Source organism: Rhizobium sp. P1_E1 (assembly GCF_056406015.1).
The window spans coordinates 37,513-62,404 of record NZ_JBFUAY010000021.1; the positions used below are offsets into that span (position 1 = coordinate 37,513).

The following is a 24,892-nucleotide window of genomic DNA, read 5'->3' on the forward strand; positions in this document are numbered from 1 at the left end:
TCCCCCTTCTGGGGAGGGGTTGGGGAGGAGTTTTTGCGTCTGCAAGAATCTCACCCGTTCAGTGCATCTCAAGACCCGGAGCCCTCATGACATCCGCCGTCCGTTTCCAACAGGTATCACGCCATTTCGGCCAGGTTCGCGCCGTCGACGGCGTCGATCTCGAGATCGCGCCGGGCGAATTCTTTGCCATGCTCGGGCCATCCGGCTCCGGCAAGACGACGTGCCTGAGATTGATCGCCGGCTTCGAGCAGCCGACCGCGGGCCATATCCAGATCTTCGGCGAAACGGCAGACGGCGTTCCGCCCTATCGCCGCAACGTCAACACCGTGTTCCAGGACTATGCGCTCTTTCCGCATCTCAACATCCTCGACAATGTTGCCTACGGGCTGATGGTCAAGGGCGTCGGCAAGGCGGAGCGGATGAAGGCGGCAGGCGATGCCCTCGAACTCGTCAAGCTGCCGGGCTACGGCGCCCGCCGCCCCGGTCAGTTGTCCGGCGGCCAGCGGCAGCGCGTGGCGCTCGCCCGCGCGCTCGTCAACAAGCCGAAGGTGCTGCTGCTCGACGAGCCGCTCGGCGCGCTCGACCTGAAGCTGCGCGAGCAGATGCAGGAAGAATTGAAGAGCCTCCAGCGCGCGCTCGGCATCACCTTCGTCTTCGTCACCCACGATCAGGGCGAGGCGCTGTCCATGGCCGACCGCGTCGCCGTCTTCAACGATGGCAACATCGTCCAGCAAGGCACCCCGCAGGATATCTACCGCTGCCCGAGGACCCGCTTCGTCGCCGATTTCGTCGGCTCGTCGAACGTCATCGCGCCTGATTTGATGGCCTTGCTTGGCGGCGAGAAACGCTGGGCGAGCCTCCGCCCCGAGGCGATCCGGCTGGCAAGCGATGGCGTCGAGGCGAAAGTTGAAAATGCAAGTTTCCTCGGCGCGGCCACGCGTCTCAGCGTCGACCTCAAGGGCAGCCGGCTGCATGTCATGCTGCCGGCCGGCGCGCCAGTGCCGGATCTCGGCGCCGGTATCCGCCTCGCCTGGCAACCGGCAGATATCCACTACATGGATGATGCGGCATGACGGCGCTCACCATCACAGGCGGCAAGACTTCGATCCTTCCGGGGCGTGGCGGTTTCTTCGGCCAACTGTCGGATGCCTTCTGGCGGCACCCGAAGCTCTTGCTCTTCCTGATGCTGACGCCGCCGCTGCTCTGGCTCGGCATCATCTATATCGGCTCATTGATCGCCCTGCTTCTGCAGAGCTTCTTCTCGATCGACGATTTCTCCGGGCTGGTGAATACCGAATTCACCCTCTCGACCTATGCGCAGCTGCTGAATCCGGCGAATTTCGACATCATCATCCGCACCCTGGTGATGTCGGCGCTGGTCACGATCGCTGCCGCCCTGATCGGCTTCCCGATCGCCTACTATGCGGCGCGTTATGCGCAAGGCAAATGGAAGGCGCTCTTCTATCTCGGCGTCATGCTGCCGCTCTGGTCGAGCTATCTCGTCAAGATCTACGCCTGGAAGCTGATCCTCGCCAAGGAGGGCATCCTCACCTGGATCTTCGAAAAGCTCCATCTCTCCTGGCTGCTCGATGCCATCCTGAACCTGCCCGTCATCGGCGGAAACTCACTGTCGGTCAGCTACCTCGGCACCTTCATCGTCTTCGTCTATATCTGGCTCCCCTATATGATCCTGCCGACGCAGGCGGCCCTCGAGCGGGTGCCCGGTAACCTGATCGAGGCCTCGGCGGATCTCGGCGCCACACCGCGCCAGACCTTCCGCACCGTGCTCCTGCCCTTAGCGCTCCCCGGCATTGTCGCCGGTTCGATCTTCACCTTCTCGCTGACATTGGGCGATTACATCATCCCGCAGATCATCGGCTCGTCCAGGCTCTTCATCGGCCAGGCGGTCTATGCCCAGCAGGGAACGGCCGGCAATGTGCCGCTCGCCGCCGCCTTCTCCGTCGTGCCGATCATCATCATGGCGCTTTATCTGTCGCTCGCCAGGAAAATGGGGGCTTTCGATGCGCTCTGACCACAGGACATCGCCACTGACCTTGAAGATCGCCGCAGCCGTCGGATTGCTCTTTCTGCACCTGCCGATCCTGCTGATCTTCGTCTATGCCTTCACGACCGAAGAGAAGAGCTATCAGTGGCCGCCGCCCGGGCTGACGCTGCAGTGGTTTGCCGTCGCCTGGAACCGGCCGGATGTCTGGTCGGCGCTCGGCCTTTCCGTACAGGTCGCCGTCATCGCCACGGCGATCGCGCTGGTCCTCGGCACGCTCTGTGCTGCGGCCGTCAGCCAGACGAAGTTCTTCGGACGCGAGGCGATCTCGCTGCTGGTCATCCTGCCGATCGCCCTTCCCGGCATCATCACCGGCATTGCCCTGCGCTCCGCCTTCAGCCTGTTCGACATTCCGTTTTCGGTCTGGACCATCGTGCTCGGCCACGCCACCTTCTGCGTGGTCGTCGTCTACAACAATGCGGTCGCTCGCTTCCGCCGCACATCCGGCTCGCTGATCGAGGCCTCGATGGATCTCGGCGCCGACGGCTTSCAGACCTTCCGTCATGTCATCCTGCCGAATATCGGCACCGCTCTTCTTGCCGGCGGCATGCTTGCCTTCGCCCTGTCTTTCGACGAGGTCATCGTCACCACCTTCACCGGCGGCCAACAATCGACCTTGCCGATCTGGATGCTCGAAGAACTCATCCGCCCGCGCCAGCGCCCTGTCACCAATGTGGTCGCCATGGTCGTGGTGCTCGTCACCTTCCTGCCAATCCTGGCAGCCTATTACCTCACCCGCGATGGCGACCAGATCGCCGGCGCTGGCAAATAACAGGGAGAACATCATGGATATCCAAATGCTGATCGGTTCCCGCTTCGAAAGAGGCACGGAGACGGAAGAGCACATCCTGAACCCGAAGACGGGCGAGACAGTGATCGACCTTCCGGAAGCCTCGCTCTCCCAGGTCGACGCCGCCATCGATGCCGCCGAAAAAGCCTTCACAAGCTGGTCGCAGACGACGCCTGGCGAGCGTTCCGGCTACCTGCTGAAGATCGCCGACGCGATCGAGAAGGATGCCGTCGGCTTCGCCACACTGGAGGCTTTGAACTGCGGCAAGCCGATCAATGCCGTGCTGAACGACGAAATCCCGGCGATCGTCGATTGTTATCGCTTCTTCGCCGGCGCTGTGCGCAACCTGCACGCACCGGCGGCCGGCGAATATCTGCCCGGCCACACCTCGATGATCCGCCGTGACCCGATCGGCATCGTCGGCTCGATCGCGCCGTGGAACTATCCGCTGATGATGATGGCCTGGAAGCTGGCGCCGGCCATCGCTGGCAGCAATACCGTCGTCTTCAAGCCTTCGGAGCAGACGCCGCTGACGGCGCTGAAGATGGCCAAGCTGCTCTCCGAAATCCTTCCCGAAGGCGTCGTCAACGTCATTCTCGGCCGTGGCGAAAGTGTCGGCAACGCCCTGATCAATCATGCCAAGATCGGCATGATCTCAATCACCGGCGATGTCGCAACCGGCAAGAAGGTGCTGCAGGCCGCTGCCAAGACCGTCAAGCGCACCCATTTGGAACTCGGCGGCAAGGCCCCGGTCATTGTCTTCGACGATGCCGATATCGATGCCGTCGTCGCAGGCATCCGCACCTTCGGCTATTACAATGCTGGCCAGGATTGCACGGCCGCCTGCCGCATCTATGCCGATGCCAAGGTCTACGACAATTTCGTCGCCGACCTCTCCTCGGCCGTCTCGAGCATCCGCTTCAACCAGGCCGATGATACCGAAAACGAGATCGGCCCGCTGATCTCCAGGCGCCAGCGCGACCGCGTCGAGAGCTTCGTCGCCCGTGCTTCCGAGCACAAGCACATGGAGATCACTGCCGGCGGCAAGGTCTCCGGCGACAAGGGCTTCTTCTTCACGCCGACCGTCATCGCAGGCGCCCTGCAGGACGACGAAATCGTCCGCCGCGAGGTCTTCGGCCCGGTCGTCTCGGTCACCCGCTTCTCCGATGCCGATGATGCCGTTGCCTGGGCAAACGACAGCGATTACGGCCTGGCCTCCTCCGTCTGGACCAAGGATATCGGCCGCGGCATGAAGACCGCCGCCCGCCTGCAATATGGCTGCACCTGGATCAACACGCATTTCATGCTGGTCAACGAGATGCCGCATGGCGGCCTCAAACAGTCGGGCTACGGCAAGGACATGTCGGTCTACGCACTGGAGGACTACACCGCCGTACGCCACGTGATGATCAATCACGGCTGAACCGGCGGGAAAAGCAAGGGTACGAAATTCGACGCAATGCCCATCAGTAGCACCGGGAGGTGCTTCACAGAGATCGCCATTCCATTCAAGCGATCTGGAACATTTTCCCGGTTGCTGCGTCTTTCCCAGGCAAACGCAAAGGATGATGTCATGCTGAAATGGGCTCTGATATTTTTCGTGATTTCGATCATCGCCGGCTTCTTCGGTTTCTCGGGCGTCTCCGCAGCTTCCGCGACGATCGCCCGCGTTCTTTTCGGCATCGCGCTTGTGATCTTCCTCATCTTCCTTGTCCTTGCGCTGATGGCCGGTCAGGCGATCCTCTGATCGGTTGCGGAGCCGCTTGAAGACATCGGGGCCGCATCACTTCTGCATGCGGCCCTTCCTCTCTGTTGTCGAACGTCTCGGCTAGTTCGGCCGTGCATGGAACACGGCTAGGTCTTTTGCTCCTATCCCCTATTTCAACTCGGCAAGCAGAGCATCGGCACCTTTGCGGACGCCCACCATGGAGGCGTCCATCGCCGTGAAGCTTGCGCCTATATTCATTGCATTGGGATATTGCTTGGTGACATAGGAAGACAGGAGACGATTGCTCGCAGCATCATAGACCTCCACGGCATAATTCACCGAACCGGTCATCGAACCTTCTCGGCCGCGAGCGGCCTGAACGGTGTTGTACAATCCGCCTGCAACATCGATGCGCGTGACCGTTCCGAGTACCGCGGTCGTCGCCTTCGCCCCCGTCAGTGTCAGATGCAATCTGAGCGTTGCCGGAGCGGGTGTGCTGACGATCGCAAAGCGCGTCTTCAATTTTTCAGTGAATTGAGCCTGCATGTAGTCGGCCAGGAAGATCCTGTCTTTTTCCGCAAGCTTGCCGAACTGACTGTCAGGACCGCTATAGAGGGTAACGGGATCGACGATGATCCGATTGTATTGGCTCCAGTTGACTTTCGTCCGATAGCGATACGGCACGCGGCCGGTTTTATCCTCAGTGTTCGGCTGGAGCTGTGATGCCGAAGCAAGTCCGGAATAAATCGTGGGGTCAGGGGTCGTGCATGCGGCAACGTTCGAACAGGCGAGCATCACTGCAACGCCGATTTTCAGATTTTTTATCAATGACTTGGCTCCAGCTTTGGAAATGCCGAATGGCATGGGATCTGCTGGCACCGGTTTTATGGAATTCGAATGTTGCTGTGTTTGCTATGATATGCGGAAATGTTCGCGAGCCATCTTTTGCTGCGAAGGCAGCGCGACGCGTGACGACGCCACGACGGGCAGTAAGTCAATGTGATGAAGGGATCGACGGCGAGCCTCCGGGCTGGATCCCCTGAGGGGCGGGAAGATCGATCACGACGACCAAGCCGGTTGGCTTCCTGTCCAACAACGTCAATTGTCCATTGTGCGCTTTGGTGACGATCCCTTTGGCGATCGGAAGGCCGAGCCCAAGCCCAGAACCGCCTTTGGCACTGATCTGGCGGGATTTATCCACTTTGAAGAACGGCTCCAGAACTTTCGCCTTGGCCTCATCGGTCAAACCAGGGCCGTTGTCGCCCACCGATATTTTGATCCCGCCATCGTCGCTCTCTCGCAGATCGATTTCGACTTGCTTTGCATAACGAGACGCATTGTCGACCAGATTGGTAATTGCCCGAGTAAGGGCCTGAGGTTTGCAGATAAACGCCAGTCGCCGCGGACCGGTGAAGCTCACATCGATGCCCATGTCGGAGAAGTCTGTCGCAATCGTCTGCAGCAGGCTTGAGATATCGACCTTTCGATCAGCCTCCGCAGTGGATGCGTCTTTGAAATAGGCCAAGCATTCGTCGATCATGAAACTCAAGGTGGCGATATCGGTCAGCATCAGGCTGCGAAGCTCGGGCTCGCCGGAACGCTCGGCACGCATCCGCAATCTCGTCAGCGGTGTCCTGAGATCATGACCCACGCCACTCAGCATTCTTGTTCGATCCTCTGCCATGCTCTGGATTCGATCGCTCATAACGTTCAGCGATTCCGCCAGACTTCGAATCTCGGATGCGCCGTCCGGCTCGAAAGGCTTTTCCCAGCTGCCCTCCATGCTCGCTCGTTTTGCAGCGGCGGCAAAGTGCCTCAGAGGTTCGGTGATGAGCCGGCTGCTGAAATATGCGAGCAGCACCAATGGGATGACGATTTTTAAAAATCCGCTCGCCGCGGCTGGAACAAACCACACATAGCTGGGAAAAACTGGCAGTTGAAAGACAAGGGCGCGCTTGTCATCAATTCCGACAGTCAGGACATCAGGGTGTGATTGACCGATGACGAAGCGATGAAATGCCGCGAAAATATTGTCGGCGAGCATTGTGTTGATACGCGCCACCAGCTCGCCTGGAGATACCATCTGCTGTTTGCCGGCGAGCGGCCGGTCTAGCGACAATTTTTCGACCCCAACGCCGAGCGCTGCTGCTCTCGTGAGAACGGCGCCTTCATCTTGCGCTGAATTTGCCTGGGCAAATTGCTCCGCGACCATCGCCGCTCTGGCAGCAAACAGGCCGTTTTGAAAGCCGCGATCATGACGGCCGTAGATATAGGGCTCCATGGCGGTTGCCACCACGGAAACGAGCACGACAAGGAAGGTCGCCAATATGAGGATCTGGCTTTGGATCGAAGCCCGCCGGAAATTTCTCAAGAGAGACGCTCTACCTTGGATGCGAAAAGATAACCGCCCAGCCGCACCGTCTTTATGAACGACGGATCTTTCAGATTTGGCTCTATCTTTTGCCTGACCCGGCTGATGTGGGCGTCGATGCTACGCTCGACCGGCCCCGCTGATCCGGCATGTGTCATCGACAAGAGCTGTTCGCGAGTCAAAACCTTGTTGGGATTGCAGCAGAAGGCCAGGAGGATATCGAACTCCGCGGTTGTCATGGAAACCTGCGCTCCATCGGCGTCGTGGAGTTGACGGCTTTTTGGATCGATGCGCCATCCCGAGAACATCATCGGTCCAAGTGCTTCCTCCTGATGATGAGCATATGACGCTCTGCGGAGAATACTCTTGATCCGGGCCAGCAGCTCGCGGGAGTTGAATGGTTTCGTGACATAGTCATCGGCTCCGAGCTCCAGGCCGAGAATGCGGTCGATATCCTCCTGGAGTGCCGTCAGCATCAGGATTGGCACCGAGCACGACGCACGAAGCCGCCTGCAGATGCTGAAGCCGTCCTCGCCCGGCAACATCGCATCGAGGACGATGAGATCGAATTGCTGTCGCGCCATCATTCGATCCATAGCCGCGCCGCTCTCCACCGACGAGGCCTCGAAGCCGCTGGTTCGAACTAGGTCCACCAGCATATCTGCGATTGCGGGATCGTCTTCGACGATGAGGATATGAGCCTGATTGGGAACTGCCATTTCATATGCCATCGTCATTCGTTCTCTTGCCGGGAGATGTCTCTCGGCGCGAAATTACCACGTTTCACCGTGTCTACATCAGGCGGCCTCGGCCACTGTCAACCGCAGTGGTTAATCTCCCGGACATCAGACACCACACGATCTGTCGCCGCACCGACACGGCTTCGCCTTTAGGATATCAAGTATCGTGCAATGCTATATTCGATAATGTTGAGATATGTTGCGTGATTTCCGACCCGGAGTCCGCCGTCAAAACTGCCTTTCGGGGTCGCCACTGACTTCCACATGGTCACCTCGGATTGCGCTATCGATGATGACGGTGGCGATGAAACACATCCGAACGACCAGCAGGCAAAAGAACACCAGAGAGACGATCGCCGTCGTGTAATGCTTCAACGCTGAGCGCTTCGGAAGCCGTGCGGTGAGCTTATGGAGAACGTTTCTGGCGAGACGACCGATCGCCACGAGCACGAACAGTGCCGTGATGATATATCCGCTCGCTGACGCTGCCCCGAGCAACTGAAACATGAGAAGACACCCGCACCAAGTCAGAAGTTCTGGTTTCGGAATGACGCTTTCAAGCCGACGAAACCCGGTAGAAAGATGCCCATAGGATCCGTCGGCAACGTGGCCCAGCGTGGCCGGCCAGAGCGCGCGCGCCGGGTCATCGGGATCTGAATCGAGCGAAGACCGGTCTGTCGGCGATGAGAATGCGCCCACGTCTAATCCGCTCGTTCTGCGCTGGGCGCGGCGCGGCGACTCAACAAAAGAGATGTGGCGGCCCGCCACCGGGATGCCTTCGCCGTGCTTGCAATCACTGTCTCGTTTGCGGCCGGATCTCTTCGGACTGCACTAACCCTGCCTGTCCTTGACTCCGTGAGGGCCGCGATCCTTCTTAGAAATGCATCGCTGTCGAACTCCTTCGAGGAGCGGACGGACTTTGTGGCCGACTGGACAGTGTGGAAGAACACCTCCAGATTGATGACCGGTATCGGCTTGATGTTTCGGACCATGTCGATATCCGATCGCATCGTTACGACCAGAAAATATCGGTCCGAACGCAAGGCGTCGAACAGTTCCGGCACCGCGGACACGGCCGCCGCGACATATCCGTTCTCATTCAATTTCGAGACGATGTCGCAGGCAGCGTCTTTTGCGAGAAAGACGAGAATTGGCTTTTGCTGATTGTTTTGCGCGGAAGACATCACTGGCACACTCCTGACCTGTCGCCAAAAGTGTAGCCCGCATCGACGCTTCTGTTTGTTCGGTTTTATTCGGTTTTATTGCGCCACTGAGTACTCGCGAAATTCGTTACGCCTTCGGATTTCGGTGCGCATTCACGACAACACCGTCCTGAGCCAAGGAGGCATTCTGTTTGTCTGCGTTCTCAGCAGCTTGTCGATCGATATCGATCCCGCACCCGAAACTACCAGGACGAACATACCGCCGGCAATCGCCAGGTCCTTCTCGAAATGCAGCAGCTCGTTCTGGCTCTCAAAATTCGTGTGAAAGAGCAAGGCGGTCGCCAGGCAGAAGAGCGCCAGCGCCAGTGCGCCAAGCCGGCTGAGGAGCCCTGTCGCAACGGAAAGGCCGGCGCCGATCTGAAGGGCGATGGTGGCAAGCGCGATCGGTGCCGACAGCCCCAGTTTCGCGAAAGTGTCGATGGTCGAGGTGATATCTGCCGCGAGTGACCAACCTTCGTGCAGGAAGATCAGTGACAGCAGAAGCCTGCCCAGGAGAAGAATAAGATCAGCCAGTCGGGGCCGGCTTGACGCGTTTTCCATCATACCCTCCAGTTAGAAGAGCAGGCGGCTCTCCCGCCTGTTCTTGCGTTCATATGCGGGTCAATTGCCGCCCTTGGCCGCGATGAGCTCTTGCAGGTCTTCGAGTTCCTCGCAGCCGCTCGGACAAAGTTGCTTCAGCGATGACACCTGCTCCTCCGCCTTCGCCATCTCGCCCGTCTCGACATAGAGTTCGCCGAGATATTCACGCGCTGCCCTGTGATCTGGCTGCAGCTCCAGCGCCTTGGTATAGTAGGTCAGCGACGTTCTGTAGTCGCCCGTCTTGCGCAGCGTATATCCCATCAGATTATAGACATCCGCCTGCTGGTTGTCTTCTGCAAGGCCGCGAAGCTCTGCCAACGCACCAGCATAGTCCTTGGCATCGATCTTGGCCCGCACCGAGGTCAGGTCGGGAGCGTCTGTCGATTGCATGTTGTCGACTGCAAAGGCGGGAAGCGCCGTCACCGCGGAGAAGCCTGCGGATATAGCGCAAAGCCAGATGTATCCGAGAATTGCATATTTCGTCATGGTGATCTCCTTTCGGCCTTTCAGGCCTGGATTGTCGGCGTGAAGCCATAGGCGCTTCCGTCCTTGACAAAGGTGCCGGAGCCAGGGAATGGGAAATGTGAGCCGCAAATCGCGATATTGTCGGCAATGATGCGGTCGACAAGACGGCGGCGCGTGTCGATGGCCGTCGGCCCATCCTGGTCGTAGCTGCCCTGCCATTCAGGATGGGGTGCGAGCAGCGCCGGCACATACATGATATCGGCCGAGACGAGCAGTTGCTTGCTGCCGGAGGCGACAAGATAGGTCGAATGGCCGGGCGTGTGACCGGGCGCGGCGACAAGCTGCACGCCGGGTGCGACTTCGGCGCCATCGGCGACGAGCTTCCAGTTCTTCCATTTCGGAAAGACCTCGGCGATGCGCTTGCCTGCCGGCTTGCGGCCTTCGGCGAGCTTTTCGACGCGGCCGGGCGCGGTCCACCAATTGTATTCGTCGGCATTGACGATGAGTTCGGCATTCGGGAAGACGGGATTGTTGGTGCCCTTTTCCATCAGTCCCCAGACATGGTCGGGATGGAAATGCGAGATCATGATCGTATCGATCTTCTTGTAGTCAATCCCCGCCGCGGCCATGTTCGCCGGCAGATGGGTGGCATTTTCCTGCCACTGGCCGACGCCCGAGCCGGCATCCATCATGATCAGGCGGTTGCCGAGCTTCAGGACCACGACAGTCAGCGGGATCGGCATGAACTCGGTGGTAAGCCCGGCTTTCGATAGCGCCTCCTTGGTATCCTCGATCGAGGCATTCTTGATGAAGGCCGGGTCATGCGGCTTTCTCCAGATGCCGTCGTAGATTGCCGTGATCTCGATATCGCCGACCTTGAATTTATAGAAGCCGACCGTCGGCTCCAGCGGTGTTGCAGCAAATGCCGGCATGACGAATTCAAGCTTCGACGACAGCCCGAATGCAGCAGCCGCAGCAGCCGACCCCAGGACGGCGCGACGTGACATGGTAAACATGAATATGCCTCCTCTTGTTGATGGCATTTCTGGTGGCGAAGACGGCTATTGCTCATATGTCCTCGCTGACGAACTAGATCGCCGGCAAGGAACGCTTATTCCCGATCTCCAGCGCTATTTCTTCAAGTGATTGAAAAACAAACGTAATTTCTATCGCGCGCGACCGGTATCCCGCTGCGTGCAGAAAAATCGGCGCCGGCGTGGAATAAAACCGCGTGCCGATCGGTCTAGACGGCAAGGGACCGCATTGCATGCCTGCCGGTCTCACGCCTAAATTCGGCTGCTGTTGAGGCAGGGAGGATGATGACAAACGCTCAGATCACCTATCCCGTCGGATCGACCGATTGGACGCTGCTGTTGGCCCGGCACGCGTCAAGAACCCGCATTCGGCCATCAACGCTAGCGGAGTTTCTCGGCGGCGTGGGCCGCCTATTGCACCTCATGGTCTCGGAAAAATCGAGCAGCGATCCGATCGCTTCGACGGCGGATGCGACCATGCAGCACGAGTTCATGCAGCGCTTTCAGGACATGATCGTTCCGCATCTTGACGCGGCCTATAATTTTGCCCGCTTCCTCAGCCGCGACGCAGATGCCGCACAGGATATTGTGCAGGAAGCGTTCTTGCGCGCCTACCGCAATTTCGAAACCTATCGTGGCGGCGATCCGCGCGCGTGGCTCTTTGCCATCGTGAGGAACTGCTGCCATGTCTGGCGCCAGCAGGATCGCCGCAAGGCGCGGTTCGAGCAGCCTATGGGCAATGATGGCTACGCTGACCCTGATGAGGGTGGTGAGTACCAGATCGCCTCGGAGGAGGATTCGCCGGAGACAGAAACGATCCGGCGAAGCGAGCAGCAGCGCGTGCGCGCTGTTATCAGCCGGTTGCCCGAGGCGATGCGGGAAATTCTTGTCTTGCGCGAGCTTGAGGATCTCTCCTACCGGCAGATCGCCGAGATCATCGATGCGCCGATTGGCACTGTCATGTCGCGGCTTGCCAGGGCGCGGCGTGACTTTGGCGAAGCCTGGGATGCATGCAACAAGAGCGAGACCGCAGGATGAGTGAAGCCCAACGGAAAAGCTGCCCGGAATGGCGCGTCATGCTGCACGGCTTTGTCGATGGCCAGCTGGATTCCGCCCATGCAGCGCAATTCGAGGATCATCTTGCCACCTGCGCGCATTGCAGGGCGGAGATGGAAAGGGTCCGTGCCGTGAGAGAGATCATCGATCAGGATGGCGTCAAGTGGCGACCGCCGGAGGCACTGCGTTCGCAGGTCCTGTCGATGTTGTCATTCGAACAGGCAGCGGCGGCGTCCAGCCTGTCCCCGCCGCGCCAGGCGCCTGTCTGGCGCCGTGCCTTGGATTTCATTCGGCAATGGAGCTTCGTGCCTTCGCTCGCCGTCCTGGCGGCAGGCGCCATCCTATTTGTCAACGCGCCGTCGCAGACCGTGCTTTTGCAGGACCAGATCATGGCAAGCCATGTCAGGTCGATGATGGCCGATCATCTGACCGACGTGCTGACCTCGGATCAGCATACAGTAAAACCTTGGTTTAACGGCAAGATCGATTTCTCGCCGCCGGTCAGCGATCTCGCCAAGGATGGCTTTCCGCTGGTCGGCGGACGTGTCGACTATATCGGTGATCGCGCCGTTGCGGCCCTCGTCTACCGGCGCCATGGCCATGTCATCAACCTGTTCATCTGGCCGGCGGCATCGGCCGCGCAGACGACGACGGTGCATGACGGCTACAACATGATGCAATGGTCGGATGGCGGGCTCGTGTTCTGGGCGATTTCGGATGTCGCCGCCGGCGACCTGGCCGAGTTCGAGTCCTTCTTCAGGGCGGCGGCGAGAGCATGATGCCTAAAAGTGTGAGCGGTTTTCGCATGGCATCGTGTTCTGCTTTTTGATGTCTAAAGCAGGCTCGCCCCTACATTGATCGCCAGCGCCAGGATCGTCGTATTGAACAGAAACGATAGCACGGCATGCAACAGCGTCAGCTTGCGCATGCTGGTCGAACTGACCGCGACATCCGCCGTTTGTGCGGCAACGCCGATGGTGAAGGAGAAATAGAGGAAATCCCAGTAACCGGGCTCTTCAATCCCGTCGGGAAACTTGAGCCCGCCCTCCTCGTCCGCCCCGCCATAGAAATAATGGGCATAGTGGATGGTGAAGAGCGTATGCAGGAAGATCCAGGAGATCAGGATCGTCAGAACCGCGGCACCTGCCCGCGCCAGCGCGACGTCAGGGGCCGCCTCCTTGATCGAGTGGAGCTCCAAGCCGATGCCCGCGATGCTGGCAAGTGCCGCACCGATCGAAAGAGCCAAGAGGACGGTGTCGGAGAAGTCGAGATCCGCGGAGCGTTTCCGGATGCTTTCGACCGTCGCCCGCAGCATCTTGCGCCAGCTGAGAGCGACAAAAACGCCAGCGCTGACATTCCAGCCGAACAGGATGTTGCCGGCGCTGACGTCGCGCGACGTCAGAAGCAGGAAGACCACCAGTCCGGCAAGGGCGGCGATGATGAAGCTCRCATGCTTGTAGGCAAATGCCGCCAGCGAATTTGCTCGTTCCTCATCCGCCATATCGGTCTCCGACAGCATATGCGCTTGATAACACCACGAAAAAGGCGCGCCTGCCAGCCGGCAGCCGCGCCTCCGAATGCATGCCGTGCCTTATCAGGCGGCGGCGAGCTGCAGTTCCTTCTGCACCATGGTGCGCAGCGTTCCCAGATCCTTGGCGAAGGCGCGGATGCCTTCGGCGAGTTTTTCCGTCGCCATCGCATCTTCGTTCATCATCCAGCGGAAGGTCTTCTCGTCGACCGAGACCTTCGGATCCGGCTTGCGGCTGTCCGGCGAGAGCTTGCGCTCCAGCTTGCCTTCATCCTTGGCCAGTTCGTCGAGCAGGTTCGGGCTGATGGTCAGGCGGTCGCAGCCGGCAAGGGCTTCGATTTCGCCGGCGCTGCGGAAGGAGGCGCCCATGACGATCGTCTTGATGTCGTTCGCCTTGTAGTAGTTGTAGATTTCACGGACGGAGATGACGCCCGGATCTTCCTCGGCAGTGTAGTCCTTGCCGGTCGACTTCTTGTACCAGTCGAGGATGCGGCCGACGAAGGGCGAGATCAGGAACACTTTGGCGTCGGCGCAAGCGATCGCCTGGGCCTTGCTGAAAAGAAGCGTCAGGTTGCAGTCGATGCCCTCCTTCTGCAGGACTTCCGCGGCGCGGATGCCTTCCCAGGTGGAAGCGAGCTTGATGAGGATGCGGTCCTGGCCGATGCCGCGATCCTTGTAGGCGGCGATGATTGCGCGCGCCTTGGCAAGCGAAGCCTCGGTATCGAAGGAAAGATCGGCGTCGACTTCGGTCGAGACGCGGCCTGGGACGAGCTTCACCAGGGCTGCGCCGACGGAGATGGCGAGACGATCGGCGACGGCTGATGAAACGGCTTCGGGATTGCCGCCCTGTTTCTTGCCCCAGGCGACGGCTTCCTTGATGGCGTCAGCAAACATCGGCGTGCCGAGAGCCTTGAGCACGATGCTCGGGTTCGTCGTGCAATCCACAGGCTTCAGGCGTGCGACGGCTTCGATGTCGCCGGTATCGGCGACAACGGTGGTAATCTCGCGGAGTTGGTCAAGCTTGGATGTCATGGTCAATAATCCTTGTTGAACTTGGGCTGCGACCGGCGCGAGTTCCGCCGGGCAAAGGTGATCTACCGACAGGTTGTTTGCATGCTGCAGGCGAAAATGCGCGCATCCGTCACGGATGATTCACAAACGTGAAGGACGGTAGCCGTGTTCCCGAACGCAAGCGACGCCGCTTGCGGCTGGAAGGCCGGTCGTGACTTTCGGCATGCCCGCACTATGTCCTCCTCGGACGGACAAGAACGACGTGTGTCACCCGGACTATCGCCATTCGCCTAACGAAAAGTCAAGGACATTTGTGCATTTCAATTGACATAAGTGTCACACCCGTCATTATCCCCGGCAACAAAAGCGTCGCTAAGGCCTTTCATCCCATGAGGGATCTAGGGCAGGAAATCGTGCGGAGGAGATGTGGTCAAGCTCAAACGCGGCACGCACACGGCCTATTCGGAGGCATCCTCGCTGCGGCTAAGGGCGGCATGGCTCTATTACAACGAGGGCCTGACCCAGAAGGACGTCGCCGAACAGCTCGGCATCAGCCGCACGACGGTGATCCGCCTGCTCGACGAGGCGATGAAGCGCAGCGAAGTCCAGATCTGGATCAACGATTCGATCGGGGACTGCGTTGAACTTTCGGTGAAGCTGGAGCGTGCCTATGGCCTCGACGAGGCGATCGTCGTCCCTGCGCCGGTCAATGGTGACGTCAATTCGCTGGCTAAAAATGTCGGCCTGGCGCTTGGCCAGTTCCTCTCCGAAGCCATCCCCGACGACTATACCATCGGCGTCGGCTGGGGCCGCACCATGACCGCCTCGCTGTCGAGCTTCCGGCCGCCGCGCCGCGCCAATTGCAAGGTCGTCTCGCTGCTCGGCGGCATCGTCGCCGTGCACCAGACGAACCCGATCGATTACACATGGCGGCTGGCAAACCAGCTCGGCGCCGAATGCTACATGTTCCTGGCGCCGCTTCTCGTCGATTCCATCGAGACCAAGCGGAATCTGATCGAGAAATGCGGGCTGGACACGATCTATCGCCTCGCCGAGAACCTCGATCTCGCGATCGTCAGCTGCGGCGATATCGGCCCGCATTCGACCTCGCTGTCGGAGGGCTGGATATCAAAGGCCGAGTTGCAGCAATTGATCGATGCCGGCTGCGTCTGCGACACGATGTTCAACTTCCTCGACAAGGACGGCAATTCGGTCGATCATTCGATCAATCGGCGCGTCATGTCCGTCGATCTCGACACGCTGAAGGAGGCCAAGCACATCGTGCTCTCCTCCGGCGGCGCCCATCGGGCCGTGGCAATCCGTGCGACGATCAAGCGCATCGGCTGCAACACGCTGATCACCGACGAAAGTGCTGCCCGGGCATTGCTGGAACTGGCCGAGACATCACCGTCTGCCACTTCTCCCCAGCAGGGAGAACTGCCGGAGCGATAAGCGGCGAACGACCGGCCTCCGCCCAGGAAACCCGCTCAGGCGTGCGCCGATTCCCAGCCGAGCATCGCCCGTTTGCGGGTGAGGCCCCAATGGTAGCCCGTCAGCGCGCCATTCTTGCCGAGCGCCCGATGGCAGGGCACCACGAAGGAGATCGGGTTTGCCCCGACCGCCGCACCAACGGCGCGTTGCGCCGTCGGCCGGCCGATATCGTTGGCGATATCGGAATAGGTGACCGCCTTGCCGAACGGGATTTTCAACAGGCTCTGCCAGACGCGCACCTGGAAGTCGGTGCCGATCAACACGACACGCAGCGGCTGGTCCGAGGACCATTTGCCGGGCTCGAAGATGCGGGCGGCATAGGGAACCGTCGCCTGCAGGTCTTCGACATATTCGGCATTCGGCCAGCGGCAAGTCATATCCTCGAGGCAGGCCCGCTCGTCGCCGGAATCGCTGAAGGCAAGGCCGGCAARGCCGCGGTCGGTCACCATGATCAACGCCACGCCGAAGGGGCAGATGTGGAAGCCGTAGCGGATGGTGAGACCACCGCCCTTCGCCTTCCATTCTCCGGGCGACATCGCCTCATGCGTGACGAAGAGGTCGTGCAGGCGGCTCGGCCCGGAGAGACCGACCTCAATCGAGGTCTCGAGCAACGGCATGTCTTCCCCACGCAGCAATCGCTTGGCGTGGTCGAGCGTCACCGCCTGCAGGAAGCCCTTGGGCGACAGGCCGGCCCACCGGGTGAAGGTCTTCTGCAGCTGGGTCGGCGACTGGTTGAGCCGTGCCGCGATCGCCTCCAGCGAAGGCTGGTCGCGGTAATCCTCGGTGATGAGTTCGATTACCCGACGGACAATGTCATAATCAGGGCCGTCAGGCGTGATGTCTGTCTGCAGGTTGGCAATCATATTCATCGTCTTTCTCCTTGTCACAAGGAGATAGTCAATAGGGGGTGAGCAAACCACCCGATTCTTGCGTAGCCGCTGGATAGAGCAATTCCAGGAAAAGTGCGAAGCGGTTTTCCGTCCGGAATTGCGTAAAAGCAAAAGCTAGAGCGGTTCTGCGCTTCCGTGAAAAGCTGAACCGCTCTAGCTCAGATCCGCTGCTTGACCGTCGCCAGTGCTCCCTTGAAGGCCTTGGCGAAGCTTTCGCGATCGTCGGGATTGAGGAAGGAGCCAATATCCGTGCGCCGGCCCTCACCGAAGATATGCATGGAAAGAATGCCGATCTCCTGGTGCCGGCGAACGAGGAAGCGTGCCCAGAACGGATTGAAATGATGCTCTACCATCCGTCCGGATGGCGTAAACTTGCGCACCGACACGTCCATACGCGACACCGTCACCTGTTCGCGCGCTTTTCCGGAGCGGTAATTCAGCCAGAAGGCGCCGTAGAGAAGCACGAAATCCAGTCCGAAGAAGAAGCCTATCGGCCAGGCGCCTGTCGCGATGAAGAACATGCCGTAGAGGAAGCAGACGGCACCGGACAGGGCAAGCAGCACCTTGAAGCCCCGGCGGCCAAGTGACCGGTGGGGAAAGAGTTCGGCAGCGAAAACAGGCTGCTCGTTGGAGCTGTCGGCGTTGCTTTCCATCATGGCTGCTGAGTATAGAGTTTCCATGGCAAATCCGAAACTCAAATCCGTTACCAAGACGCCCCAGGATACGAAAGTGATCGTCAGCCGCAAATCGGCCGCAGCGGTGCGCACCGCCTATTCACTGGCCGAGCGAGAGGAAATCTTCCGTCGCTTCTCGGTGCAGCGGCCGGAACCGAGGGGCGAGCTCGAGCACACCAACCCCTTCACGCTCGTCGTCGCCGTGGCACTTTCGGCGCAAGCGACCGATGTTGGCGTCAACAAGGCGACGCGCGCGCTCTTCAAGGCTGTCGATACGCCGGAAAAAATGCTCGATCTCGGCGAGGAGCGGCTGCGCGATTACATCAGGACGATCGGCCTCTACCGCAACAAGGCGAAAAACGTTATCGCGCTCTCGCAGATGCTGGTCGACCAGTTCGGCGGCAAGGTGCCGGAGACGCGCGACGAACTGGTGAGATTGCCGGGCGTCGGCCGCAAGACCGCCAATGTCGTGCTGTCCATGGCCTTCGGCCAGGCGACGATGGCCGTCGATACGCACATCTTCCGCATCGCCAATCGCATCAGGCTTGCCCCCGGTAAGACGCCAGACGAGGTCGAGGCGCGGCTGATGAAGGTGATCCCGAAGCATTACCTCTATCACGCCCATCACTGGCTGATCTTGCATGGTCGCTACACCTGCAAGGCGCGCCGGCCCGAATGCGAGCGTTGCGTCATTGCCGATCTCTGCAAATCGCCGGAGAAGAGTTGGGATGTGCCGGCGCCGCTCGTCGAGCTACCGCCACAGATGATCGGCGAGGCCGTCGAGTAGAACAGCGATCGCCTGTTCGTAATGCCGCCTCTCAGCGCCCGCCTCGATCGCGATCGCCGCGCGATCGAAGGCCGCCGATAGCAGCGACGTCAGCGGTTCGAGCATAGCGCCGGCCTTCGGAAGCATGGCTGCAAGCCCTGCCCGCAGCGTCGCTTCCGCATTCTCTGCATCGATCGCCGCGGTCGCCGACAAGCCGAGAACGGCAGGTGCCTCGATCAGCAGCAGCCGCGTGCGCCCTTCCGCCCTCATCGCATCGAAATAGGCCGAGGCACCGGCGATCAGCGTGGCACGCGGCGCGTCGTAAGACGCCGAGCGCGCCTCGATGGCCTCGCCCACCGCTTTCGCCTCGCATTCGATAACCGCGCGAAAAAGCGCCTTCTTGTCTTCAAAATGATGATAGAGCGCGCCACGCGTCACTCCCGCCGCCGCCACGATCTCCGGCGTCGCGGTTTCGGCATAACCTTTCTCGACGAAGAGACGCCGACCGGCGTCGATCAGCGCCTGTCTCGTCTGTTCCGTTCTCTCGCGATTGCTGCGGCTCATACGCTCTCTTTACATACAAACAGAATGTATGTTAATAGGCAAAAACATACAGATTGCATGTAAATGCAAAGGAGGAAAAAGAGATGAAATCGACGAGCTATTATCCTGTCATCATGACCGACGACGTTGCCGGCACCGCCAACTTCTATTGCACGCATTTCGGTTTCAAAGCTCTGTTCGAGAGCGACTGGTACGTTCACCTGCAATCGGCAGAGAATGAGCACATCGCGCTTGCCATCCTTGACGGCAGCCACGAGACCATCCCGACTATAGCCCGCGGCAAGGTGTCTGGCCTGCTCCTCAATTTCGAGGTCGCCGATGTCGATGCAATCTATGCAGCCTGCCGGAGCGCCGGCCTGCCAATTCTGAGAGAAATCCGCGACGAGGATTTCGGCCAGCGGCATTTCATCACTGCCGATCCGAACGGTGTGCTGATCGACATCATCAAGCCGATCCCGCCGAGCGCAGAATTTTCGGCGATGTACGACGTCTCCGCCCTGCCCCGTTGAGCCTTAGAGCCTTTCCGGGTTAGATTGAAGCATTCTGCCGGAGCAGGTTTTCGTCAGGGCAAAGGCGATTGGCGACGGGCATACCCCTAGGTACGTCCGAGCCGATCGCCTTTGCCCTGGCGGAAAGATGCCCGGCCCTTCGGGTTGGCTGAAACGGGCCGGCTGATCGACCGGCCGGCTTGGCCGTAGAGCTTGGCTACGACGCGCGCCGGCCGGTCGACCATCCGACTCCGTTTGAGCCAACAGAATGCTTCAATCTAACCCGAAAAGGCTCTAGGTCCGCAAACCGGTATCCCGTGCGGAAACCAGTTTGTGCAGATGCACCATCATGCCGGCGGCAAAAAGCGGTGTCAGCAGATTGACGATCGGGATCGCCAGAAAGAGGGCGATCACCAGCCCGCCGAGAAAGACGGTGGAGGCATGCTTGGCGCGGAAGAGCCGTGCCTCATCAGGCGAACGGGAGCGCATAGCGGCGAATTCGAAGAACTCCCGTCCGAGCAGATAGCCATTCACCAGAAAGAACGCGACCAGATTGACGCCGGGGATAAACAGCAACAACAATGCCACGATATTGCCGAGGATCACCACGCCGAGGAACTTGATCGAGCTTGCCATCGCCGGACCGAGCGGCATGGCGGTGCCCGGCGCGTCCTTGGGATAGTCGCGCTTTTCGATGACATCGGCGACATCGTCGAGAAACAGGCCGGCGATCAGCGCCGTCACCGGCGACAGCAGCAACGCCAGCATCAGCGCAAGGCCGATACCGGCAAGGATCGCGAAGAGGAAAGCGAGCCACCCCGCCCAATCCGGCATATCGGGAAAGAAGCCCGTGAGCCAGGGAAAGAGGAAGGCCATGAAGGCCCCGCGCAAAGCGAACCAGAGGCCGACGAGCACGAGAATCGTCAGGCCGAGCACCTTCCAGAAGACAGAACGTGTTTCCGATGCGATTAAATTGGCGAGCGAAAGTCGAGCGGCGTCAAGAATCATGTCTCAGGCGTCTCCGATTGCGCCGAAGATGTAGGAAAGGTGGAGGCCATCGACAAGAGAGAATAAAATTGCATTCTGTAATAGAAAACTTGTCGAAAACTGAATGCTAATATAATATTGTAAGGCATCTAAAATACGCATGGGCCTGAGAAGCAGCTTCCGAGAATAGTTGCAAAGACAAGGGCGCGCAACAGCGCACCCCCGGAACGCCTCTGAGGGAAGACGGGGGAGGCTGATGTGGAAGACTTTGTGCACAAACTCAGGCAATACGCAAAAACCGGCACGCCGGCCGAACGCCGTATCGCGAAATATTTCACCGAGCACCTGAACGACCTGCCGTTCGAGACGGCTGCGTCCGTCGCCGACAGGCTGGATCTTTCGCCGATGACCGTCGGGCGCTTTCTGCGCGCGCTCGGCTATCAGGGACTGGACAGCGTCAAGGTGGAGATTCGCGAGACCGTGACGACATCGCCGGCGCAATTGCAGAGCGCTATGAGCGAGCTGCATGCGGACGCCGCGGAGGGTAAACCGCTCGCCGTGCTGGTCGCCGAACAGATTCAGGCCCTCCATCATATCTATCATCTGACGGCGCAGGCGCACTGGTCGGAGGCCGTCGGCTTGATCAGCACTGCCCGCGAAGTGTCGATCGCCACGCATGCGCGGCTCTCAAGCCTGGCCAATCATTTCTGTCAGCGGCTGACGCAAGCCCGCGACGGCGTGCGCACCCTCGACGCCGCCGACAACCGTTTTGCGGAACTCTTCGCCCGGCTGGCGGTCGACGACGCGCTGCTTGTCATCATCGATTGCCGCCGCTTCGCCAAGGCACGGCTGCTTGCCAGAACGGCGCGGCGCTACGGTTATAAGGTGGTGCTCATTTCGCCGCAGCAAGCGGACTGGATGGCGGACCAGTCGAACGTCATGCTGCCTTTGCCGCCCGCTCGCGCCCCCGATCTCGATAATCTTCCGCCGCTGATCGCGCTGCTCGATTGCCTGTCGGAATCCGTCATCCTCCAAGTCGGAGAAGAGGCTGCGCTTCGCCGCCGCCGCATGATGGAATTCGCGACAGTCCTCGGCGAGACGGCAAACCACTAATTTAAAAGGCCAGCGCATAGGCAGCGTCTATTGCATCGTTTCCAGTTCGGCGCGGTGCCGGTGCATGGCGAGAAGACGGCGGTAGTCGCGGTCGTAAAGCGCCTGCTTGGCCTTGTCGGGAAGCCGTTCGTCGCCGCCCGGATACATCGCCTCGCCGGCCGCCGCCAGATCCTTGTACAAGCCGCAGGCGACGGATGCTGCGATCGCGGTGCCGAGCAGCACCGCCTCGTTCATCCTCGGCACCACGACCTTGCAGCCGGTCGCATCGCTATAAAGCTCCATCAGCACCGGGTTCTTCACATGCCCTCCGGCAATATGCAGCGTATCGGGCATGTAGCCGTATTCCTTCATCATTTCCAGGATATGGCGGATGCCGAGCGCAATCCCCACCGCAGACCGCCAATAGAGCGCGCAGAGCCCGTCGAAGGACGTATCAAGTGTCAGCCCGCTGACGACGCCGACGGCATGCGGATCGGCGAGCGGCGAACGGTTGCCATGGAAATCCGGCAGCACGAAGATCCGCGCACCGAAGTCATCGCCCTCCTCAGCCCGCAATTCCGCGATGCGCGCGACGATCTTCTGATGCAGCGCTGCCGTCGGCTCGCCACCGGCCGCATGCATGCGCACGATGTGGTCGAGCAACGCGCCGGTCGCCGATTGCCCGGCCTCCACCAGCCAGGACTGCGGGAAGACAGCCTCGTAATAGGGACCCCACATGCCATGGCTCGGCTTACGTTCCCGCGAGAAGGTAACGATACAGCTCGACGTGCCGGCAATCAGCGCCAGCTGGTGCTCGCGTTTGACAGGATCGGCAGCGTAGCCGCCGAGCGCGCCGAGTGCGCCGGCATAGGCGTCGATCATCCCGGCAGCGACATGGCAGTCCGTCGTCAGCCCCAGCGCTTCCGCCGCTTCCTGCGTCAGCCGGCCGACGCTGTCTCCGACCGGCGTGGTCTCATCCGGCAGGTGGCCGCGCGCCTGAAGGTCCTCAAGGCCGATCCGTTCCAGGAAATCCTGCTGCCAGCCCTTTTCGAGATGGGCGAGATAGTTCCATTTCGCCGTCAGCGTGCAGCGCGAGCGGGCGGGCGATCCGGTCGATTTCCATGTCATGAAATCGGCGAGATCGAAGAAGTAGCCGGCCTTTTCCCATGTGGCGGGCAGCTTCTTCTTCAGCCACATCAGCTTCGGCATCTCCATTTCCGGCGACATCACGTGGCCGGAATGTTCGAGCACTCTATGCTGCGTCGCCGTGCAGAAATCGGCTTCCTTCAGCGCCCGATGGTCGAGCCAGACGATCGTGTCGAAACGCCTCTCCCCGCCTGTGGAAACGCTCAGCTGCCGGCCCTCGACGTCACGGACGACGAGCGAACAGGTGGCGTCGAAGCCGATCGCTCCGACCGAGGCGGCGGCGATGCCGGATTGCTCCATCGCCCTGCGCACTGCCATGCAGGCGGCCGACCAGATATCTTCGGAATCGTGCTCGGCATGGTTTTCGCGCGGCCGGTTCATCACGATCGGATGCTCCGCCTTGGCGAGCAGTCGGCCACGTGCATCGAAGACGCCGGCGCGCGCACTGCCCGTGCCGATATCTACCGCAACCACATGATCACGCATCAAGTCTTGGTCCCGTCCAGCTTATGGTTGCGGACAAGGTGTATCAAATCCGGCATGGCGTCAAACACCACTTCCGGCGAAAGGCGGTCGAGTTCGGCACGGTATCCGGCGAAGTTGGCGTGTGATCCGCCGGTGAAGGCGAAGACCGTCATGCCTGCCGCCTTTGCGGCGGCAACGCCGGCCGGGCTGTCTTCAACGACAAGGCAATGAGCAGGCTCGACCTGCATTTCACGCGCCGCATGCAGGAAGAGATCAGGCGCCGGTTTGCCGCGCTTGACCATCGTCGCGCTGAAGATGTCGGGCAGTTTGTCGAGAAGTCCGGTCACCGACAGCGACAGCCGGATTCGCTCCATCTGGCTCGACGAGGCAACGCAACAGGGAAGGCCAAGCCCGTCGATCGTCGCGGCGATACCCTCGATCGGCTTCAGTTCCGTGCGAAAACGGGCGTAGAGATCGGTGCGGATACGCTCGAGGAATTCCTCGCCGGCATGAACGTTGAATTCGGTTTCCAACGTATCGATGAGAGTAGACAGGCTGCGGCCGAGAAAACGCTCATAAGCCTGGTCCTCGGTGATCGAGACGCCGAGATCGTTCATCGCCCCGACGAGCACGCTGATCGAGATCGGCTCGCTGTCAACGAGTACGCCATCGCAATCGAAGATGACCAGCCGTGTTTCAGCATCAGCCATGGAAGACCCAACCTGAGTTCAATTCGGACGTGTTACCGTCCCGCGTCACTCGCAAGGCCGGACGAATGGCGGCAGCAGATACCGCCATCCGGATTCCTTACACTGCGAGCTTGCCGTCGAGATAGAGCTGCAGCGTCTCCCGCGTGCCCTTTTCCCACAGGGTTTTGAGAGCATAAGCGAAACGCTTGCGGAAAAGTTCGGATTTCGCCACTTCGCCGAAAATATCGTCGAAGACGAGGAAGGCCGACGGGTCGTCCTTGGCTTTCAGCGCCGCCGCATGCAGGCGCTCTGCGCTCGCATCGTTGAAGACGATATCCTTGCCGCTGTCGGACTTGCCAGCGAAATAGCGGCACCAGAGAGCTGAAACCAGCGCCAGACCGACGACGTCCCTGCCCTGACGCAGATTGTCGAGCGTCGACGGCAGGATGAATTTCGGCTGGCGGTTGGAGCCGTCTTGCGCCAGCCGCGGAATGGTATCGGCAATTTTCGGATTGAGCAGGCGATGTTCGATCAGGGCGAAATAATCCGTCAGCGACGTGTTCGGCACCGGCGGCACGATCGGGATGATCTCGTCTTTCTCGAGCTTGGCAAGGAAGGCGCGGATCAGCGGGTCTTGCATGGAATCATGAACGAAATGAATGTCCATCAACGCCGCCGGATAGGCGATCGCGGCATGCCCGCCGTTGAGGATGCGAATCTTCATGTGCTCGTAGGGCGTGACATCGGGGACGAAGGTGACGCCGACCTTTTCCAGCGCCGGCCGGCCGGCCGTGAACTTATCCTCGAGCACCCATTGCTTGAATTCCTCGCAATAGACCGGCCAACTGTCCTCGATCTGGAAATTGTCCCGGAGGAAATCGACCTCGCGCTGGCTGGTCGCCGGCGTGATGCGGTCGACCATGCCGTTCGGGAAGGCGACATTCGCCCGGATCCAGTCGGCAAAGTCAGGGTCCGAAAGTGCCGCCGTGCCGACGACGGCATTGGCGGTGACGACGCCATTATGGGGAATGTTGTCGCAGGACATGACGGTGAAGGGACCGATGCCCTTGTCC

General features: G+C 60.2%; 28 protein-coding genes. 11 read left to right on the plus strand and 17 right to left on the minus strand.

All coding sequences use genetic code 11. The features are described 5' to 3' along the window. Positions 1–86 precede the first annotated feature (86 nt). The 5 genes from AC1D1Z_RS10780 to AC1D1Z_RS10800 all read left to right on the plus strand — a co-directional run bounded on the left by AC1D1Z_RS10780 (position 87) and on the right by AC1D1Z_RS10800 (position 4,599). Positions 87–1,073: an ABC transporter ATP-binding protein gene (locus tag AC1D1Z_RS10780; RefSeq protein WP_028733933.1), complete on the plus strand. Its 987-nt coding sequence runs from the start codon at positions 87–89 to the stop codon at positions 1,071–1,073. Beyond that, on the plus strand, positions 1,070–2,032 hold the full coding sequence (locus AC1D1Z_RS10785; RefSeq protein ID WP_130653080.1) for an ABC transporter permease: 963 nt from the start codon (positions 1,070–1,072) through the stop codon (positions 2,030–2,032). Before AC1D1Z_RS10780 ends, AC1D1Z_RS10785 begins: the two co-directional genes overlap by 4 nt. Then, entirely contained in the window at positions 2,022–2,834 is an 813-nt protein-coding gene (locus tag AC1D1Z_RS10790; protein WP_477850469.1) for an ABC transporter permease, read from the plus strand. Before AC1D1Z_RS10785 ends, AC1D1Z_RS10790 begins: the two co-directional genes overlap by 11 nt. A gap of 13 nt (positions 2,835–2,847) precedes the next feature. Beyond that, positions 2,848–4,275 carry a gamma-aminobutyraldehyde dehydrogenase gene (locus AC1D1Z_RS10795; RefSeq protein ID WP_130653082.1) on the plus strand — a complete coding sequence of 476 codons (1,428 nt, stop codon included), beginning with the start codon at positions 2,848–2,850 and terminating at the stop codon, positions 4,273–4,275. A 150-nt stretch (positions 4,276–4,425) separates the two neighbouring features. Then, on the plus strand, positions 4,426–4,599 hold the full coding sequence (locus tag AC1D1Z_RS10800; protein ID WP_130653083.1) for a DUF1328 domain-containing protein: 174 nt from the start codon (positions 4,426–4,428) through the stop codon (positions 4,597–4,599). A 129-nt stretch (positions 4,600–4,728) separates the two neighbouring features. Here AC1D1Z_RS10800 and AC1D1Z_RS10805 read toward each other — a convergent pair whose 3' ends face one another. The 8 genes from AC1D1Z_RS10805 to AC1D1Z_RS10840 all read right to left on the minus strand — a co-directional run bounded on the left by AC1D1Z_RS10805 (position 4,729) and on the right by AC1D1Z_RS10840 (position 10,954). Then, complete coding sequence (locus AC1D1Z_RS10805) at positions 4,729–5,388, minus strand: DUF3313 domain-containing protein (protein WP_477850488.1); 660 nt, start codon at positions 5,386–5,388, stop codon at positions 4,729–4,731. 166 nt (positions 5,389–5,554) lie between these two features. After that, the gene (locus AC1D1Z_RS10810) at positions 5,555–6,931 is read right to left on the minus strand and encodes a sensor histidine kinase (RefSeq protein ID WP_130653084.1); all 1,377 of its coding nucleotides are present in this window, start codon (positions 6,929–6,931) and stop codon (positions 5,555–5,557) included. After that, complete coding sequence (locus AC1D1Z_RS10815; RefSeq protein WP_018243639.1) at positions 6,928–7,668, minus strand: response regulator; 741 nt, start codon at positions 7,666–7,668, stop codon at positions 6,928–6,930. The genes AC1D1Z_RS10810 and AC1D1Z_RS10815 overlap by 4 nt, the downstream gene beginning before the upstream one ends. Before the next feature lie 231 nt (positions 7,669–7,899). After that, a complete protein-coding gene (locus AC1D1Z_RS10820) occupies positions 7,900–8,178 on the minus strand; it encodes a hypothetical protein (protein WP_018243640.1) in 279 nt (92 codons plus the stop codon). A 194-nt stretch (positions 8,179–8,372) separates the two neighbouring features. Next, positions 8,373–8,864 carry a hypothetical protein gene (locus tag AC1D1Z_RS10825; RefSeq protein WP_018243641.1) on the minus strand — a complete coding sequence of 164 codons (492 nt, stop codon included), beginning with the start codon at positions 8,862–8,864 and terminating at the stop codon, positions 8,373–8,375. Between the two features lie 123 nt (positions 8,865–8,987). Further along, positions 8,988–9,437: a DoxX family protein gene (locus tag AC1D1Z_RS10830; RefSeq protein ID WP_130653085.1), complete on the minus strand. Its 450-nt coding sequence runs from the start codon at positions 9,435–9,437 to the stop codon at positions 8,988–8,990. 57 nt (positions 9,438–9,494) lie between these two features. Then, positions 9,495–9,959: a tetratricopeptide repeat protein gene (locus AC1D1Z_RS10835; protein ID WP_130653086.1), complete on the minus strand. Its 465-nt coding sequence runs from the start codon at positions 9,957–9,959 to the stop codon at positions 9,495–9,497. Between the two features lie 20 nt (positions 9,960–9,979). Beyond that, positions 9,980–10,954 (minus strand): MBL fold metallo-hydrolase, encoded by a 975-nt coding sequence (locus tag AC1D1Z_RS10840; protein ID WP_130653087.1) that lies wholly within the window; start codon positions 10,952–10,954, stop codon positions 9,980–9,982. A 300-nt stretch (positions 10,955–11,254) separates the two neighbouring features. Here AC1D1Z_RS10840 and AC1D1Z_RS10845 point away from each other — a divergent pair, with 300 nt between their 5' ends. Together AC1D1Z_RS10845 and AC1D1Z_RS10850 are read left to right on the plus strand one after the other, a co-directional pair. Next, entirely contained in the window at positions 11,255–12,010 is a 756-nt protein-coding gene (locus tag AC1D1Z_RS10845; protein WP_018243645.1) for a sigma-70 family RNA polymerase sigma factor, read from the plus strand. Beyond that, a complete protein-coding gene (locus AC1D1Z_RS10850; protein WP_130653088.1) occupies positions 12,007–12,807 on the plus strand; it encodes an anti-sigma factor family protein in 801 nt (266 codons plus the stop codon). The genes AC1D1Z_RS10845 and AC1D1Z_RS10850 overlap by 4 nt, the downstream gene beginning before the upstream one ends. A gap of 53 nt (positions 12,808–12,860) precedes the next feature. Here AC1D1Z_RS10850 and AC1D1Z_RS10855 read toward each other — a convergent pair whose 3' ends face one another. Beyond that, complete coding sequence (locus tag AC1D1Z_RS10855) at positions 12,861–13,529, minus strand: DUF1345 domain-containing protein (protein ID WP_477850478.1); 669 nt, start codon at positions 13,527–13,529, stop codon at positions 12,861–12,863. A 93-nt stretch (positions 13,530–13,622) separates the two neighbouring features. Then, the gene (gene tal, locus AC1D1Z_RS10860; RefSeq protein ID WP_018445996.1) at positions 13,623–14,588 is read right to left on the minus strand and encodes a transaldolase; all 966 of its coding nucleotides are present in this window, start codon (positions 14,586–14,588) and stop codon (positions 13,623–13,625) included. A 405-nt stretch (positions 14,589–14,993) separates the two neighbouring features. Between tal and AC1D1Z_RS10865 the strand changes: the two genes are divergently transcribed. Continuing rightward, the gene (locus AC1D1Z_RS10865) at positions 14,994–16,019 is read left to right on the plus strand and encodes a sugar-binding transcriptional regulator (RefSeq protein ID WP_065278088.1); all 1,026 of its coding nucleotides are present in this window, start codon (positions 14,994–14,996) and stop codon (positions 16,017–16,019) included. A 35-nt stretch (positions 16,020–16,054) separates the two neighbouring features. Here the strand turns inward: AC1D1Z_RS10865 and AC1D1Z_RS10870 are convergent, their stop codons facing one another. Then, complete coding sequence (locus AC1D1Z_RS10870; RefSeq protein ID WP_477850481.1) at positions 16,055–16,927, minus strand: methylated-DNA--[protein]-cysteine S-methyltransferase; 873 nt, start codon at positions 16,925–16,927, stop codon at positions 16,055–16,057. Positions 16,928–17,106: 179 nt separating this feature from the next. Continuing rightward, positions 17,107–17,604 carry a DUF2244 domain-containing protein gene (locus AC1D1Z_RS10875; protein WP_018243651.1) on the minus strand — a complete coding sequence of 166 codons (498 nt, stop codon included), beginning with the start codon at positions 17,602–17,604 and terminating at the stop codon, positions 17,107–17,109. On the opposite strand from AC1D1Z_RS10875, the gene nth reads away from it, so the two are divergent. Then, positions 17,603–18,409, plus strand: a complete 807-nt coding sequence (gene nth, locus AC1D1Z_RS10880) for an endonuclease III (protein ID WP_197728265.1) — start codon at positions 17,603–17,605, stop codon at positions 18,407–18,409. The two genes, AC1D1Z_RS10875 and nth, sit on opposite strands and share 2 nt — an antisense overlap. Here the strand turns inward: nth and AC1D1Z_RS10885 are convergent. Next, entirely contained in the window at positions 18,374–18,952 is a 579-nt protein-coding gene (locus tag AC1D1Z_RS10885) for a TetR/AcrR family transcriptional regulator (RefSeq protein WP_018243653.1), read from the minus strand. The genes nth and AC1D1Z_RS10885 overlap by 36 nt on opposite strands. An 83-nt stretch (positions 18,953–19,035) precedes the next feature. Between AC1D1Z_RS10885 and AC1D1Z_RS10890 the strand changes: the two genes are divergently transcribed. Continuing rightward, positions 19,036–19,461, plus strand: coding sequence for a VOC family protein (locus AC1D1Z_RS10890; protein WP_130653090.1), 426 nt, complete (start codon positions 19,036–19,038; stop codon positions 19,459–19,461). Between the two features lie 273 nt (positions 19,462–19,734). Here the strand turns inward: AC1D1Z_RS10890 and AC1D1Z_RS10895 are convergent, their stop codons facing one another. Then, positions 19,735–20,448: a sulfate transporter family protein gene (locus AC1D1Z_RS10895; protein ID WP_130653091.1), complete on the minus strand. Its 714-nt coding sequence runs from the start codon at positions 20,446–20,448 to the stop codon at positions 19,735–19,737. Positions 20,449–20,685: 237 nt separating this feature from the next. On the opposite strand from AC1D1Z_RS10895, the gene AC1D1Z_RS10900 reads away from it, so the two are divergent. Next, positions 20,686–21,540 carry a MurR/RpiR family transcriptional regulator gene (locus AC1D1Z_RS10900; protein ID WP_018243656.1) on the plus strand — a complete coding sequence of 285 codons (855 nt, stop codon included), beginning with the start codon at positions 20,686–20,688 and terminating at the stop codon, positions 21,538–21,540. 27 nt (positions 21,541–21,567) lie between these two features. Here AC1D1Z_RS10900 and AC1D1Z_RS10905 read toward each other — a convergent pair whose 3' ends face one another. The 3 genes from AC1D1Z_RS10905 to AC1D1Z_RS10915 form a co-directional block, all read right to left on the minus strand. Next, complete coding sequence (locus tag AC1D1Z_RS10905) at positions 21,568–23,151, minus strand: FGGY-family carbohydrate kinase (RefSeq protein ID WP_047622372.1); 1,584 nt, start codon at positions 23,149–23,151, stop codon at positions 21,568–21,570. Continuing rightward, positions 23,151–23,840 (minus strand): HAD family hydrolase, encoded by a 690-nt coding sequence (locus tag AC1D1Z_RS10910; RefSeq protein ID WP_018243658.1) that lies wholly within the window; start codon positions 23,838–23,840, stop codon positions 23,151–23,153. The genes AC1D1Z_RS10905 and AC1D1Z_RS10910 overlap by 1 nt, the downstream gene beginning before the upstream one ends. Before the next feature lie 97 nt (positions 23,841–23,937). Next, the coding region (locus tag AC1D1Z_RS10915; RefSeq protein WP_477850486.1) for a mannitol dehydrogenase family protein at positions 23,938–24,892 on the minus strand (955 nt) is incomplete at its 5' end.